14 protein-coding genes are annotated in these 14,580 nt (G+C 63.2%); all 14 read right to left on the bottom strand.

All coding sequences use genetic code 11. The features are described 5' to 3' along the window. Positions 1 to 37 precede the first annotated feature (37 nt). Positions 38 to 448, bottom strand: coding sequence for a DUF2802 domain-containing protein (locus AAHM40_RS04005; RefSeq protein ID WP_342243505.1), 411 nt, complete (start codon positions 446 to 448; stop codon positions 38 to 40). Between the two features lies 1 nt (position 449). Continuing rightward, positions 450 to 929, bottom strand: a complete 480-nt coding sequence (locus tag AAHM40_RS04000; protein ID WP_016493839.1) for a chemotaxis protein CheW — start codon at positions 927 to 929, stop codon at positions 450 to 452. Between the two features lie 94 nt (positions 930 to 1,023). Beyond that, complete coding sequence (locus AAHM40_RS03995; RefSeq protein WP_342243504.1) at positions 1,024 to 1,881, bottom strand: CheW domain-containing protein; 858 nt, start codon at positions 1,879 to 1,881, stop codon at positions 1,024 to 1,026. A gap of 87 nt (positions 1,882 to 1,968) precedes the next feature. Next, positions 1,969 to 2,757 (bottom strand): ParA family protein, encoded by a 789-nt coding sequence (locus AAHM40_RS03990; protein ID WP_342243503.1) that lies wholly within the window; start codon positions 2,755 to 2,757, stop codon positions 1,969 to 1,971. A gap of 49 nt (positions 2,758 to 2,806) precedes the next feature. Continuing rightward, positions 2,807 to 3,694 carry a flagellar motor protein MotD gene (gene motD / locus AAHM40_RS03985; RefSeq protein ID WP_342243502.1) on the bottom strand — a complete coding sequence of 296 codons (888 nt, stop codon included), beginning with the start codon at positions 3,692 to 3,694 and terminating at the stop codon, positions 2,807 to 2,809. Between the two features lie 10 nt (positions 3,695 to 3,704). Continuing rightward, positions 3,705 to 4,445, bottom strand: a complete 741-nt coding sequence (locus tag AAHM40_RS03980; protein ID WP_342243501.1) for a flagellar motor protein — start codon at positions 4,443 to 4,445, stop codon at positions 3,705 to 3,707. Positions 4,446 to 4,461: 16 nt separating this feature from the next. Further along, complete coding sequence (locus AAHM40_RS03975) at positions 4,462 to 5,565, bottom strand: protein-glutamate methylesterase/protein-glutamine glutaminase (protein ID WP_342243500.1); 1,104 nt, start codon at positions 5,563 to 5,565, stop codon at positions 4,462 to 4,464. 44 nt (positions 5,566 to 5,609) lie between these two features. Continuing rightward, positions 5,610 to 7,838, bottom strand: coding sequence for a chemotaxis protein CheA (locus AAHM40_RS03970; protein ID WP_342243499.1), 2,229 nt, complete (start codon positions 7,836 to 7,838; stop codon positions 5,610 to 5,612). Positions 7,839 to 7,856: 18 nt separating this feature from the next. After that, a complete protein-coding gene (locus AAHM40_RS03965; RefSeq protein ID WP_028626566.1) occupies positions 7,857 to 8,645 on the bottom strand; it encodes a protein phosphatase CheZ in 789 nt (262 codons plus the stop codon). 19 nt (positions 8,646 to 8,664) lie between these two features. Further along, a complete protein-coding gene (locus AAHM40_RS03960) occupies positions 8,665 to 9,039 on the bottom strand; it encodes a chemotaxis response regulator CheY (protein WP_003083073.1) in 375 nt (124 codons plus the stop codon). A gap of 83 nt (positions 9,040 to 9,122) precedes the next feature. Further along, positions 9,123 to 9,869 (bottom strand): RNA polymerase sigma factor FliA, encoded by a 747-nt coding sequence (fliA, locus tag AAHM40_RS03955; RefSeq protein WP_028626565.1) that lies wholly within the window; start codon positions 9,867 to 9,869, stop codon positions 9,123 to 9,125. Continuing rightward, positions 9,866 to 10,699, bottom strand: a complete 834-nt coding sequence (gene fleN / locus AAHM40_RS03950) for a flagellar synthesis regulator FleN (RefSeq protein WP_280282531.1) — start codon at positions 10,697 to 10,699, stop codon at positions 9,866 to 9,868. The genes fliA and fleN overlap by 4 nt, the downstream gene beginning before the upstream one ends. A 70-nt stretch (positions 10,700 to 10,769) precedes the next feature. Beyond that, on the bottom strand, positions 10,770 to 12,119 hold the full coding sequence (gene flhF / locus AAHM40_RS03945) for a flagellar biosynthesis protein FlhF (RefSeq protein ID WP_342243498.1): 1,350 nt from the start codon (positions 12,117 to 12,119) through the stop codon (positions 10,770 to 10,772). 15 nt (positions 12,120 to 12,134) lie between these two features. Beyond that, on the bottom strand, positions 12,135 to 14,258 hold the full coding sequence (flhA, locus tag AAHM40_RS03940; protein WP_342243497.1) for a flagellar biosynthesis protein FlhA: 2,124 nt from the start codon (positions 14,256 to 14,258) through the stop codon (positions 12,135 to 12,137). Between the last annotated feature and the right edge of the window lie 322 nt (positions 14,259 to 14,580).

Raw genomic sequence — 14,580 nt, 5'->3', positions numbered from 1 at the left:
TAAGACGCGCGCAGAATTCGAAGTTCGGTGACGAAGGTCAGTCGCGATCCTTCTGGGCCTGGTGCAGCCTGCTTACCAACTCGGCTTCGGCCTTGGTCAGGCCACAGGAATGGGTGAGGTCGTCGACGCTGGCGCCAAGTCCCACCAAGCGCGCAGCTTGCGAGAAGGAAAGGCTGGTGGGGTCACGCTGTTCGATCCGACTGAGCTTGTCCGGCAAGGGCGCTACCTGGCGGCGTAGCTCGTGGAGTTCCTCGCCCATGCGCACGCTGCCTTCCAGATAGGCGTCGAGGCGACGCCCCAGATCCTTGAACTTCTGGTCGCGCACTGCATCGCGCTGGGCCTGAGCCTCCACTTCCTGGCGCAGGCGCTTGGCCAGCCAGTAGCAGGTCACGCCCAAGCCGATGCAGGCCAGCGCAAGGGCCACCGCGAGCAGTGCAATCCAGATCAACTCAAATGCTCTCCAGCTCCGACCACTCTTCCTCGCTCATCATCTTGTCCAGCTCGACGAGGATCAGCAGCTCGCCGTTCTTGTTGCAGACACCCTGGATGAACTTGGCGGATTCGTCATTGCCGACGTTGGGCGCGGTCTCGATCTCCGACTGGCGCAGATAGACCACCTCGGCCACGCTGTCGACCAGGATGCCGACCACCTGCTTGTCAGCCTCGATGATGACGATGCGGGTATTGTCGGTCACCGGCGCCGGGCCGAGACCGAAGCGTTGACGGGTGTCGATCACGGTCACCACGTTGCCGCGCAGGTTGATGATACCCAGCACGTAGCTCGGCGCCCCCGGCACCGGTGCGATCTCGGTGTAACGCAGGACTTCCTGCACCTGCATCACGTTAATGCCGTAGGTTTCGTTGTCCAGGCGGAAAGTCACCCATTGCAGGATGGGATCTTCGGCACCTTGAGCGGACGATTTTTTCATGTTCCCTAGCCTCTCTTGAGCCACCCTGGGCGGCGGTCGCGGGTTATGCCCGCTGTTGTGTTCATGGGGCCCCGTACGGCACAGGGCCTCCCCCTCAATTCAGCGACATGCGCTTGGTTGCGCCGCTGGCGATCAGCTCGGCCAGTGCCGAGACGTCCAGCAACGCACACATATGTTCGATCACGGTACCGGCCAACCAGGGCCTTTGGCTACGCTGGCTGCGCCATTTGATTTCATTCGGGTCCAGGCGGATGGAGCGGCTGACCTGGTGCACCGCCAATCCCCACTCGTAGCCCTGCACCGAAATCACGTACTGCAGGCCTTCGCGGAAATCCTCGCGGTAGCGTTCAGGCATCACCCAGCGCGCGGTATCCAGCACCTTCAGGTTGCCTGCCTGGCACGGCAGTATGCCGAGGAACCAGTCCGGCTGCCCGAACAAAGGCGTCAGCTCCTGCCCGGCCAACGGGTAAATGGAGCCCAGGGACACCAGCGGAACGGCCAGCGTCAGGCCGGCGACATCGAACAACAGGCACTCGAAGGGCTCTTCGCCCCACGCGGGGCGCCCACCGGCGACCAGTGCCGGCACATCGGACTGGAGCGCCCCCGGCATACTGAGCTCCACCAGCGGCTCGACACGCGCGTGCATGGGTTCTGGCTCGGCTTCGACCACCGTCGGCATGAGGGCTTCGGCTTCCAGGACCAGCAGCGGCTCCACCTCCGCCTCAGGTGCGACCAGAACCGGGGCAACCAGCGGCTCGGGCGCCAGCACGGGCAGAGCCCCCAGTGCGTGAGTCAGGCGTGCGTCACGTACCTGCTCTTCCAGCACCGCAGCTTCGAACTCTTCCCGGCTGATGCTTTCAGCCAGCTCGACCGTCGCCTCATGCAACAGCGCATCCAGGTAGGACTGCAGAGCCAGCTGCGGGCGGGTGGCGGTGGCGAGGGGACGACTCATGTTGGGAACCCACGGAATTTATCTGTAGAGCCTATCGGCAGGCGGCGCCCTTCACTTGAGCTCCGGCGGTCGACGATGCGATTCATCTCAGGCCACCTGGGTAGCCGGCAGTTGGCTGAGCAAGTGCTTGAGCAAGGCTCGGTAGGCGATCACGCCACGACTGTTGGCATCGTACTGGGACGGCGTGACACCGGCGCGGCTGGCATCCCGCAAGCGGGTATCCACCGGGATGTAGGCCTGCCAGAGGTTCTCCGGGTAGTTGTTGCGCAGCACCTTGAGGGTATTGAGCGACGCCTGGGTCCGACGGTCGAACAGAGTCGGCACGATGGTGTACGGCAGCGCTTGCTTGCGCGAGCGGTTGATCATCGCCAGGGTACTGACCATGCGCTCCAGCCCCTTTACCGCCAGGAACTCGGTCTGCACCGGAATGACCAGTTGCTGGCTCGCGGCCAGGGCGTTGACCATGAGCACGCCGAGCAGCGGCGGACTGTCGATGATGGCGTGATCGAACTGCTGCCAGAGCTGCGCCAGGCTCTTGGCGATCACCAGCCCGAGGCCGTTCTGCCCCGGCGACTGACGCTCCAGGGTCGCCAGCGCTGTGCTGGACGGCAGCAGGGAAATACGTTCGTGGCTGGTCTGCAGCAACAGTCCACGCGGCAGGCCATCGGGTACGGTGCCTTGTTGCAGGAACAAGTCGAAGCAGCTGTGTTCCAGGGTATCCGGGTCATGCCCGAAATAGCTGGTCATCGACCCGTGCGGGTCGAGGTCCACCACCACGACTCGCTTGCCGGCATCCGCCAGCAGGCCCGCCAGGGCGATGGATGTGGTGGTCTTGCCGACTCCACCTTTTTGGTTGGCTACTGCCCAGACTCTCATCTTCATCATCCTCCCGGCTGTGCTACTGCGCCGAGAATCAGCACCTGCCCTACGGGGCCGGTGACGGGGAATTGACGGCACCCGTTGCAGGGGCCTGTGCTGGCGCTGCAGGTGCAGGTTGCGTGCCAGCCCGCTGCAAGGCGCTATCCGGTTTGGCATTGGCGCTGCCGACGCCGCTCACACTGCGACGCACATCGAGATTGCGGGAAATCACCAACACGACTCGGCGATTGCGCGCCCGACCTTCGGCGGTGGTGTTGTCGGCAACCGGCTGGAACTCACCATAGCCCACTGCAGCCAGGCGGTTGGCTGCCAGACCATCCTTCGCCAGCATGCGCACGATGCTCGCGGCACGCGCCGCAGACAGCTCCCAGTTGGACGGGAACTGCGAGGTGGCGATGGGCAGGTTATCGGTAAAGCCTTCGACATGAACCGGGTTGTCGTAGGGTGCCAGAATCCTGGCGACCCTCTCGATAAGGTTGAAGGCCGCATCATTGGGAATGGCGTCGCCGCTGGGGAACAGCAGGCTGGAGTTCATCTCGATCTCCACCCAGAGCTCATTGCCGCGCACGTTCAACTGCTCGGACTTGATCAGGTCGCCAAAGGCATCGCGCACGCTCTGGGCAATTTCCTGCAGCGGGTCGGCGCCCGGATCATCAACGGAGGTCTGACTGCGTTCGCTTTCCTCCATCATGCTCCGGTCCGGCTCAGTGGTCCGGGGCTTTTCCTCTCCCACCGGGATCGGCTTGATCGAACGATCCGGCTGGTTGAACACGCCCACCAGGCTGTCAGAGAGAATCTTGTACTTGCCTTCGTTGATCGACGAAATGGAGTACATCACCACGAAGAAGGCGAACAACAGCGTGATGAAGTCCGCGTAGGACACCAGCCAGCGTTCGTGATTCTCGTGTTCTTCCTGATGCCGCCTGCGCGCCATGGCCCGCTCCTCAATCCATGAAGCCCTGAAGCTTGAGTTCGATGGAGCGCGGGTTCTCGCCCTCGGCGATGGAGAGAATGCCCTCCAGCAGCATTTCGCGGTAACGCGACTGGCGCATCGCGACGGACTTCAGCTTGTTGCCGATGGGCAGAAGCAACAGGTTGGCGAAGCCGACGCCATAGATGGTGGCGACGAAGGCCACGGCGATGCCACCGCCCAACTGACTGGGATCGGCCAGATTACCCATGACATGGATAAGGCCCATGACGGCACCGATGATGCCGATGGTGGGCGCGTAACCGCCCATGCTCTCGAACACCTTGGCGGCCTGCAGGTCACGGCCTTCCTGGGTGAAAAGGTCGACTTCGAGGATGCTGCGGATGGATTCCGGCTCAGCACCATCAACCAACAGCTGCAAGCCTTTGCGGGCGAAAGGATCGGGTTCGGTGTCGGCGACCGGTTCCAGGCCCAGCAGGCCTTCCTTGCGCGCGGTCATGCTCCAGTTCACTACGCGGGTGATGCCACCGGCGAGGTCGACCTGGGGCGGGAAGAGTATCCAGCGAATGATGACCAGGGCGCGCTTGAAGATGTTCATGGGCGTCTGCAGGAACGCTGCGCCCAGGGTGCCACCCAGAACGATGAGCGCCGCCGGTCCGTTGAGCAGGGCCGCGGCGTGGCCGCCTTCGAGGTAATTGCCGCCGATGATGGCGACGAAGGCCAGGATTACCCCGATGAGGCTTAGTACATCCATTACCTGGGTTTCTCCATCACATGCACGCCTCGACCAGGTGGCGGCCGATGTCGTCCAGGCCATAGACGGCGTCGGCCAGGCTGGCCTTCACCACCGCCATGGGCATGCCGTAGATCACGCAACTGGCTTCGTCCTGGGCCCAAACCTGGCTGCCGCCCTGCTTGAGCAGGCGCGCACCTTCACGGCCATCGGCGCCCATGCCGGTCAGCACCACCGCCAGGACTTTGTCATTGTAGGACTTGGCCGCGGAGCCAAAGGTGATGTCTACGGAAGGCTTGTAGTTCAGGCGCTCGTCACCGGGCAAGATACGAACCACACCACGTGCATCGACCATCATTTGCTTGCCGCCGGGGGCCAGCAGGGCCAGGCCGGGACGCAGTACGTCGCCGTCCTCGGCTTCCTTGACGGAGATCCGGCAGAGCTTGTCCAGACGCTCGGCGAAAGCCTTGGTGAAGGCCGCCGGCATGTGCTGGATCAGCACCAGGGGTGCTGGGAAATTGGCCGGCAGCTGGGTGAGCACGCGTTGCAGGGCAACCGGCCCGCCGGTGGAGGTGCCGATGGCTACCAGCCGGTAGGCCTTACGCTTTGGGGCAGCGGAACTGGCCGGGGCTGCCGGGGCGGCGTGGCTCGGTTGCGCCGGCGCATGGAGCGGACGCGCCGGGGTGCTCGGTACCGCCGTCGGAGTCGAATGCGACGAAGCACTGAAGCTGCTGTAGCGACGGTTGCTGCGAGCAATGCTGTGGACCTTCTCGCAGAGCAACTGCTTGACCTTCTCGGGCGTGCGCGAGATGTCCTCGAAGTTCTTCGGCAGGAAGTCCACTGCACCAGCGTCCAGAGCGTCGAGGGTGACGCGGGCGCCTTCGTGGGTCAGCGAGGAGAACATCAGGACCGGGGTCGGGCAACGCTGCATGATGTGCCGCACCGCGGTGATGCCGTCCATCATCGGCATCTCGTAGTCCATGGTGATGACGTCGGGCTTGAGTGCCTGCGCCTGGTCGATGGCCTCACGGCCATTCGTGGCGGTACCGACCACCTGAATATTGGGGTCGGAAGAAAGGATTTCCGTGACACGGCGGCGGAAGAACCCGGAGTCATCCACTACCAGAACCTTGACTGCCATAAGAATAAAGCTCCTAGAAGGCGGCCATTCCTGGCCGCCCCAGATCAACCGCGGCGTGCGTAATGCTTGAGCATGCTCGGCACATCGAGGATCAGTGCAATACGGCCATCGCCGGTAATGGTGGCGCCGGACATGCCTGGCGTGCCCTGGAGCATCTTGCCCAGGGGTTTGATCACCACCTCTTCCTGGCCCACCAACTGGTCGACCACGAAACCGATGCGCTGGGTGCCCACGGAGAGGATCACCACATGGCCCTCGCCCTGCTCTTCCACCGCAGCGTCACGCACCAGCCAGCGCTTGAGGTAGAACAGCGGCAATGCCTTGTCGCGGACGATCACCACTTCCTGGCCGTCCACCACATTGGTGCGCGACAGGTCGAGGTGGAAGATCTCGTTGACGTTCACCAGCGGGAAAGCGAAGGCCTGATTGCCCAGCATCACCATCAGAGTCGGCATGATCGCCAGGGTCAGCGGAACCTTGATGACGATCTTCGAGCCGTGGCCCTTTTGCGAGAACACGTTCACCGTGCCGTTGAGCTGGGAGATCTTGGTCTTCACCACGTCCATGCCGACACCGCGGCCGGACACGTCGGAAATCTCGGTCTTGGTCGAGAAGCCCGGGGCGAAGATCAGGTTGTAGCACTCCAGTTCGGTCAGACGCTCGGCGGCGTCCTTGTCCAGCAGCCCCTTCTCCACCGCCTTGGCGCGCAGCACAGCTGCATCCATTCCCTTGCCGTCATCGGTGATCATCAGGAGTATGTGGTCACCTTCCTGCTCGGCGGAGAGCACCACCCGGCCGGTGCGCGACTTGCCAGCGGCCTCACGCTCCTCGGGAGACTCGATGCCGTGGTCGACGGCGTTGCGCACCAGGTGCACCAACGGGTCGGCCAGGGCTTCGACCAGGTTCTTGTCCAGGTCGGTTTCCTCGCCCACGAGTTCGAGGTTGATTTCCTTTTTCAGGTTGCGCGCCAGGTCGCGGACCAGGCGCGGGAAGCGACCGAATACTTTCTTGATCGGTTGCATCCGCGTCTTCATCACCGCGGTCTGCAGGTCGGCGGTCACCACATCCAGGTTGGACACGGCCTTCGCCATGGATTCGTCACCGCTGTTGGCGCCCAGGCGCACCAGGCGGTTACGCACCAGCACCAGCTCGCCGACCATGTTCATGATCTCGTCCAGGCGCGCGGTATCCACCCGTACGGTGGTTTCCGCTTCGCTGGCCACGGCCGGGCCGGCAGCGCCGTTGCCGCCGGCAGTCGCAGCCGGTTGGCGAGGTGCGGGCGCAGGCGCCGGTTCCGCCTTGGCCTTGACCACAGGCTTGGGCACCGGTGCGGGAGCGGGAGCCGGGTGGCTCGCGGCAGGCGCAACGACCGCGTCTTCGGCGGCGCCGTTGAACTTGCCCTTGCCGTGCAACTGGTCGAGCAGCGCTTCGAACTCGTCGTCGGTGATGTTCTCGCCGCCGTTCGCGGCTGCGGCCGAAGCAGTAGGCGCGACCGGCGCGACCGGAGCACTCGCGGCCACGTCCGTGGCGCCGTTGAATTTGCCCTTGCCGTGCAGTTGGTCGAGCAGGTCCTCGAACTCATCGTCGGAGATTTCGTCACCCGCGCCGGCCATAGCCGGCGCAGCCTTGGCGGCATGGGCGGAGACGGCGGCTTCCGGCTCCACGGCAGCAACGAACTTGCCCTTGCCATGCAACTGGTCGAGCAGCGCTTCGAATTCGTCGTCGGTAATTTCATCAGCGGCAGCAGCGGCCGGTTCGGCGACGCCACCCACGTTGTCACCCAGGGCGTCCAGCAGTTGTTCGAACTCGCTGTCGGTGATATCTGCGTTCGCTTCGACGGCAGCAGGCTCCTCGATCACCGGAGCAGGCGCAGGCTCGGCGCCAGCCGGCTCGGCCAGGCGCGACAGTGCAGCCAGCAACTCCGCAGTGGCAGGCGTCGGTTCGCTGCGCTCGCGCACCTCGGTGAACATTTCGTTGACCGTGTCCAGCGCCTGCAGCACCACGTCCATCAGCTCGGCATCAACGCGGCGTTCACCCTTGCGCAGGATGTCGAAGACGTTCTCGGCGATGTGGCAGCACTCCACCAGGGCATTGAGCTGGAGGAAGCCAGCACCACCCTTCACGGTATGGAAACCACGGAAAATCGCGTTGAGCAGGTCCATGTCGTCCGGGCGGCTTTCCAGCTCGACCAGCTGCTCGGACAATTGCTCCAGAATCTCGCCGGCCTCTACCAGGAAGTCCTGGAGGATTTCTTCATCGGCGTCGAAGCTCATATGAGCGCTCCATAGGGTTTAAAAGCCAAGGCTGGACAGCAGATCGTCTACGTCGTCCTGTCCGGACACCACGTCTTCACGTATATCGGCATGGATCTGCGGACCTTCACCCCTGGAAGGACTTTTTTGTTGTTCCAGCTCGGCGCGCAGCGCGTTGTGGTCGTGCTCGATACCGGCATAGCGATCCACCTGGCTGGCCATCAGCACCAGCTTGACCAGGTTGCTTTCCACCTCGGTTACCAGTTGGGTCACGCGCTTGATCACCTGGCCCGTGAGGTCCTGGTAATCCTGGGCGAGCAGGATTTCGTTGAGCTTGCCGGACAGCGCATCAGTGTCACGTTGGCTGCGGGCGAGGAACTGTTCGATACGGCGAGCCAGTTCACGGAAACCATCCGCGCCGATTTCCCGGCGCATGAAGCGCCCCCACTCATCCCCCAGTTGCTGGGCTTCATCGCTCAGGCCGTTGAGCAGCGGCGCGCTTTCCTCCACCAGATCCATGGTGCGGTTGGCGGCCTTCTCGGTCATCTTCACGACATAGGAAAGTCGGTCGGTCGCGTCGGCGATCTGCGACATTTCCTGGGAGTGCGGCAGGTGCGGGTCGATCTGGAAGTTGACGATGGCGTTGTGCAGTTCGCGCGTCAGCTTGCCAACTTCCTGGTAAAGGCCGCGGTCACGGACCTGATTGAGTTCGTGAATGAGTTGCACGGCGTCAGTGAAATTGCCCTTCTCGAGGCTATCTACCAATTCTCGCGCGCGGGTTTTCAGGGTCGACTCGAAGTCTCCCAGCAGGTGTTCGTTCTGGTCCATGGTGCCCTCGCGGCTGACATCAGCCGTTTACCCGCTCGAAGATCTTCTCGATTTTTTCTTTCAGGACCTGGGCAGTGAAAGGCTTGACCACATAGCCGTTCACCCCGGCCTGGGCCGCCTCGATGATCTGGTCGCGCTTGGCCTCGGCGGTCACCATCAGGACCGGCAGGTGCTTCAGGCGCTCATCTGCACGCACCGCGCGCAGCAGGTCGATGCCGGTCATGCCGGGCATGTTCCAGTCGGTCACGAGGAAATCGAAGTTGCCGCTGTGCAGCATCGGCAGAGCCGTGGTGCCGTCATCGGCTTCGGCGGTATTGGTGAAACCCAAGTCGCGCAAGAGGTTCTTGATGATGCGTCTCATCGTCGAGAAATCGTCAACGATGAGGATTTTCATGTTCTTGTCCAAGTCGACCTCCGTACAGTCTCAAACGCCCCTCTTGCCGGGTGCGCCGTTCAAATCTGGCAGTGGTGTGCCGTTCAGCGCGCGCGCCATTCACCGAGCCGTGCGCGCAGGCGTGCCGCGCACTGGCTATGCAACTGGCTGACTCGCGATTCGCTGACCCCCAGCACTTCACCGATTTCCTTCAAGTTCAGTTCTTCGTCGTAATACAGCGCCAACACCAGGCGCTCACGCTCCGGCAGGTTCGCGATGGCATCCGCCAGCGCGGCCTGGAAGCGGTCTTCTTCCAGATCATGGGAAGGTGAGAATTGGGTGACACCGGCGTCCTCGTGCACACCACCCTGCTCGCCGTCCTGCAACAGGTCGTCGAAGCTGAACAGGCGGCTGCCCAAGGTGTCGCTCAGGATGCCGTAGTAGTCTTCGAGACTCAATCCAAGTTCGGCAGCAACTTCCTGATCTTTAGCGTCGCGTCCTGTTCTGGCTTCGATCGTACGGATTGCGTCGCTCACCATACGGGTATTGCGGTGCACCGAACGCGGTGCCCAGTCGCCCTTGCGGACCTCGTCGAGCATGGCCCCGCGAATACGGATGCCGGCGTAGGTCTCGAAACTGGCGCCCTTGCTGCCGTCGTATTTCTTCGAGGCTTCGAGCAAGCCGATCATCCCGGACTGCATCAGGTCTTCGACCTGCACGCTGGCTGGCAGGCGCGCAAGCAAGTGATACGCGATTCGCTTGACCAGGGGCGCATAGCGCTCGATCAGCTGATGTTGCGAATCCCTTGCCTGAGCCTTGCCGTACATACGCAGTCCAGTGGCGGGTGTCATACGGGGCTTTCCGCGGAGGGCTGTTTGACCAGCCGCTCGACGAAGAACTCCAGGTGGCCCCGCGGGTTGGCCGGCAGCGGCCAGCTGTCGACTTTCTGTGCGATGGCCTTGAAGGCCAGCGAGCACTTCGAGCGCGGGAAGGCTTCATAGACCGCACGCTGTTTCTGTACGGCCTTGCGCACCGACTCGTCATAGGGAACGGCGCCCACATACTGCAGCGCGACGTCGAGGAAACGGTCGGTGACCTTGGTCAGCTTGGCGAACAGGTTGCGCCCTTCCTGCGGGCTGTGGGCCATGTTGGCCAGCACGCGGAAGCGGCTCATGCCGTAATCGCGGTTGAGCAACTTGATCAGCGCATAGGCATCGGTGATGGAAGTTGGCTCGTCGCAGACCACCACAATCACCTCCTGGGCCGCGCGAACGAAGCTGACCACCGAATCGCCGATGCCGGCGGCGGTGTCGATCACCAGCACGTCGAGGTTGTCGCTGATATCGCTGAATGCCTGGATCAGGCCGGCGTGCTGCATGGGCGAAAGCTGCACCATGCTCTGGGTGCCGGAGGCGGCCGGGACGATGCGGATGCCCCCCGGTCCTTGCAACAGCACGTCGCGCAGGTCACATTCGCCATTGATCACATCGGCCAGGGTGCGCTTGGCGGTGAGGCCGAGCAGGACGTCGACATTGGCCAGGCCAAGGTCGGCGTCCAACAACATGACGCGACGGCCGAGCTCGGCCAGGGCCAGCGAAAGGTTCACCGACACGTTGGTCTTACCGACGCCGCCCTTGCCGCCGGTCACCGCGATCACCTGTACGGGATGCATACTACCCATTTCAAATACCTTGCCTTAGGGGCCATTTGGCGGTCCAGCACCGCCCCTAGGGGGGGCGGTTCACAATTCTTCAACCGGCGCGACGCGCCGGATTCTGGTAGAGGCCGGCGAACAGATCGGCCATTGCCTCTTCACTCGGGTCTTCAGGCGCCTGAAGGCTGACCGCGCGGCTCACCAGTTGATGGCTGCGGGGAACCTGCAGATCATCCGGAATTCGCGGGCCGTCGGCCAGATAGGCTACCGGGAGATGCTGGCCGATAGCCAGCCCCAGAACCTCACCCAGGCTGGCCGCTTCGTCTGCCTTGGTAATGACGCAACCGACCAGGCCGCAACGTTTGTAGCTGTGATAGGCCGCCTTGAGTACCTGGCTCTGGCTCGTGGCGGCCATCACCAGGTAATTCTTCGCGTTTATCGCCCGGCTGGCCAGGGCTTCGAGCTGCATGGCCAGGGCCGGATCGTTGCCCGGCAGACCGGCGGTATCGATCAGCACCACGCGCTTGCGGACCAGAGGGGCCAGGGCCTGGGTCAGAGACTGCCCCGGGTCGACCAGGGTCACCGGCACATTGAGGATGCGGCCAAGGGTCTTGATCTGCTCCTGGGCGCCGATGCGGAAGCTGTCCATGCTCACCAGGGCGACGCTCTGGGCGCCGTACTTGAGCACGTAGCGGGCGGCCAGCTTGGCCAGGGTGGTGGTCTTGCCCATGCCGGCAGGTCCGACCAGCGCAATCACACCGCCCTCTTCCATCGGTTCGATCTGCGGCGTGCGAATGGCATGGGCCAGGTGCGCCAGCAGCATGCGCCAGGCCTGACGCGGCTCGTTGACCTTGGCCACCTTGTCCAGCAGGGTGCGGGCCAGTTCAGCCGGCAGCCCCATGCGCTGCAGGCGGCGCCAGAGGCTGGCCTGTTGCGGACGACGGCTCTGCATCTGACCCCAGGCGATGGAACCCAGTTGCACTTCAATCAGTTCACGCAGGCCACTCAACTCGAAACGCATGGCATCCAGGGCAGCCTGGTCCACAGCGGCGGATCTGGGCGCACTGACCGGTTCCACCGGGCGGGCCACCGGACGTGGGCGGCTCATGGCTGCGGCCAGGGCGGCTTCCGGCAATTCCGACTCGATGGCGGTCAGGGGCTGGCCGGCGAACAATTGACGGTCCTTGCCAGCGTCAGCCTGGGCACGGGTGGTCAGTTCGGCCTGCGCCTCGGCGATGCGCGCCTGAGTCTTGCGCAACTCGGCCTCGAGCGCGGGGTTGGGCTTGCTCGGGGCCGGAGCGGGCATCGGGTAGTCCAGCGCCGCGGTCAGCTCGACACCGCCGGCAACCCGACGATTACCGATGATGGCGGCATCCGCGCCCAGTTCATCACGCACCAACTTCATGGCTTGACGCATATCGGCGGCGAAGAAGCGTTTGACCTGCATGGTCTTTGACCTCGGTTAGTTCTGCCCCACAGTCGCGACTATGGTGACCTGCTTGTTGTCCGGTATTTCCTGGTAGGCCAGTACGTGCATGGTCGGCACGGCGAGCCTTGCGAAGCGCGACATCATCGCCCGGATCGGCCCGGCCACCAGCAGGATCGCCTGCTTGCCGAGCATTTCCTGGCGCTGCGCCGCTTCCACCAGGGAACGTTGCAGCTTCTCGGCCATTCCGGGTTCGAGGAGAACGCCATCTTCCGAACCTTGTCCGGCCTTCTGCAGACTATTGAGCAATATCTGTTCCAACCTGGGTTCCAGAGTAATCACAGGCAGCTCCGGCTCTAGTCCCACAATGCTTTGCACGATTGCGCGGGCCAGCGACACACGAACCGCCGCCACCAGAGCGGCGGGATCTTGACTCTTGGGCGCCACGTTGGCGATGGCTTCGGCGATGGTGCGGATGTCGCGTACCGGCACCTGTTCCTGCAGCAGCGCCTGGAGCACCTTCAACAAGGTCGACAGCGAAATCATGCCCGGCACCAACTCTTCGGCGAGGCGCGGCGAACTCTTGGCCAGGTTCTGCATCAGTTGCTGGACTTCTTCATGACCCAGTAGCTCGTGAGCGTGCTTGTGCAGCACCTGGTTCAGGTGCGTAGCGACCACGGTGCTCGCATCGACCACCGTATAGCCGAGCGATTGCGCCTGGTCGCGCTGGCTGGCATCGATCCACACCGCTTCCAGCCCGAATGCCGGATCCTTGGCGGCAACGCCGTTGAGGGAGCCGAACACCTGGCCGGGGTTGATCGCCAGCTCGCGGTCCGGGTAGACCTCCGCCTCAGCCACGCTGACACCCATCAGGGTCAGGCGATAGGCATTGGGCAGCAGGTCGAGGTTGTCGCGGATATGCACCGAAGGCATCAGGAAGCCCATCTCCTGGGACAGCTTCTTGCGAACCCCCTTGATCCGTGCCAGCAGCTGACCACCCTGGTTACGGTCTACCAACGGAATCAGCCGATAGCCAACTTCCAGGCCTACCAGGTCGACCGGAATCACGTCGTCCCAACCCAGTTCCTTGGTTTCCTGCGCGCGCTGGGCGGGCAACAGTTCCTGCTGGCGCTTTTCTTCCTGGACAGCTTCTTCCGTGACCTTCTTCTGCTTCTGCCAGATCAACCAGGCGCCACCAGCGGCAACCAGACCCAGGCCGATGAAGGACACATGGGGCATACCGGGCACCAGGCCCATGGCGATAAGGATCGCAGCGGACACCGCCAGCGCCTTGGGCGAGGCGAACATCTGGCGATTGACCTGCTGGCCCATGTCCTCGGAGGAAGACACGCGGGTCACCATGATGGCCGCCGCAGTGGACAGCAGCAGCGAAGGAATCTGCGCCACCAGGCCGTCACCGATGGTCAGCAGCGAGTAGATGCGCCCGGCGTCGCTGAAGCTCAGGCCATGCTGCAGCATGCCGATGGCCATGCCGCCGATGAGGTTGATGAAGAGAATCAGCAGGCCGGCGATGGCGTCACCGCGCACGAACTTGCTCGCACCGTCCATGGAGCCGTAAAAATCGGCTTCCTGGGAAACCTCGGAGCGGCGCTTCTTGGCTTCGGCCTGGTCGATGAGGCCAGCGTTGAGGTCGGCGTCGATCGCCATCTGTTTGCCCGGCATGGCATCCAGGGTGAAACGCGCACTCACCTCGGAGATACGCCCGGCACCCTTGGTGACCACTACGAAGTTGATGATCATCAGGATCGCGAAGACCACGGCACCGACCACGTAGTTGCCGCCTACCACGACATCGCCGAAGGCCTGGATAACCTTGCCCGCGGCGTCGTGGCCCTCCTGGCCGTGGAGCAGCACCACGCGGGTGGAGGCGACGTTCAACGCCAGACGCAACAGGGTGGCGACCAGCAGGATGGTCGGGAAAACGGCGAAATCGAGTGGGCGCAAGGCGTAGACGCTGACCAGCAGCACCACGATCGATAGGGCAATGTTGAAGGTGAAGAAGACGTCCAGCAGGAACGGCGGTACCGGCAAGGTCATCATGCCCAGCATCACCAGGACCAGCAGCGGCACGCCGAGGTTGCCACGTCCAATGCCCACCAGGTTGTTGCGGACATTGCCGATCAGTTGCGTACGATCCACTGGTACTCCCCTACCCCTTTCGCGAAGCCTGGCTCCGCACATCCAATCTTTTGACGCGTCGATGCGTCCTGATCCCCCTTGTGCAAGAAGCTTTCCAACTTCGTTAAGAGATTGATTCAGATAAAGGATTTCTCAGGGAGATGGTTGTGGGGGCGAACTTATTCGCTATGTCTGCGTTAGCTGTTGCGAGCGACTTACCCTCGGGCCAAGAGCCTTGTAGGAGCTGGCTTGCCAGCGAAACGGGGCCATTCGCTGGCAAGCCAGCCCCTACGAGCAATGCAGCTGCCTACAACATGTCATGCAGACATAGCCGATGAATTCG

It is taken from the genome of Pseudomonas sp. OTU5201 (assembly GCF_038440135.1).
Lineage (GTDB): Bacteria > Pseudomonadota > Gammaproteobacteria > Pseudomonadales > Pseudomonadaceae > Metapseudomonas > Metapseudomonas resinovorans.
The sequence above is the reverse complement of the archived record's forward strand: the minus strand, read 5'-3'. Positions and strand labels throughout refer to the sequence as shown.

What these genes read in the sequence shown, in the direction of transcription:
- flhF (WP_342243498.1), bottom strand. Translation starts at nt 12,119, where the DNA reads ATGCAGGTCAAACGCTTCTTCGCCGCCGATATGCGTCAAGCCATGAAG.
- AAHM40_RS03970 (WP_342243499.1), bottom strand. Translation starts at nt 7,838, where the DNA reads ATGAGCTTCGACGCCGATGAAGAAATCCTCCAGGACTTCCTGGTAGAG.
- AAHM40_RS03980 (WP_342243501.1), bottom strand. Translation starts at nt 4,445, where the DNA reads ATGGATGTACTAAGCCTCATCGGGGTAATCCTGGCCTTCGTCGCCATC.
- fliA (WP_028626565.1), bottom strand. Translation starts at nt 9,869, where the DNA reads ATGACACCCGCCACTGGACTGCGTATGTACGGCAAGGCTCAGGCAAGG.
- AAHM40_RS04000 (WP_016493839.1), bottom strand. Translation starts at nt 929, where the DNA reads ATGAAAAAATCGTCCGCTCAAGGTGCCGAAGATCCCATCCTGCAATGG.
- AAHM40_RS03990 (WP_342243503.1), bottom strand. Translation starts at nt 2,757, where the DNA reads ATGAGAGTCTGGGCAGTAGCCAACCAAAAAGGTGGAGTCGGCAAGACC.
- AAHM40_RS03995 (WP_342243504.1), bottom strand. Translation starts at nt 1,881, where the DNA reads ATGAGTCGTCCCCTCGCCACCGCCACCCGCCCGCAGCTGGCTCTGCAG.
- AAHM40_RS03960 (WP_003083073.1), bottom strand. Translation starts at nt 9,039, where the DNA reads ATGAAAATCCTCATCGTTGACGATTTCTCGACGATGAGACGCATCATC.
- AAHM40_RS03975 (WP_342243500.1), bottom strand. Translation starts at nt 5,565, where the DNA reads ATGGCAGTCAAGGTTCTGGTAGTGGATGACTCCGGGTTCTTCCGCCGC.
- AAHM40_RS03965 (WP_028626566.1), bottom strand. Translation starts at nt 8,645, where the DNA reads ATGGACCAGAACGAACACCTGCTGGGAGACTTCGAGTCGACCCTGAAA.
- motD (WP_342243502.1), bottom strand. Translation starts at nt 3,694, where the DNA reads ATGGCGCGCAGGCGGCATCAGGAAGAACACGAGAATCACGAACGCTGG.
- fleN (WP_280282531.1), bottom strand. Translation starts at nt 10,699, where the DNA reads ATGGGTAGTATGCATCCCGTACAGGTGATCGCGGTGACCGGCGGCAAG.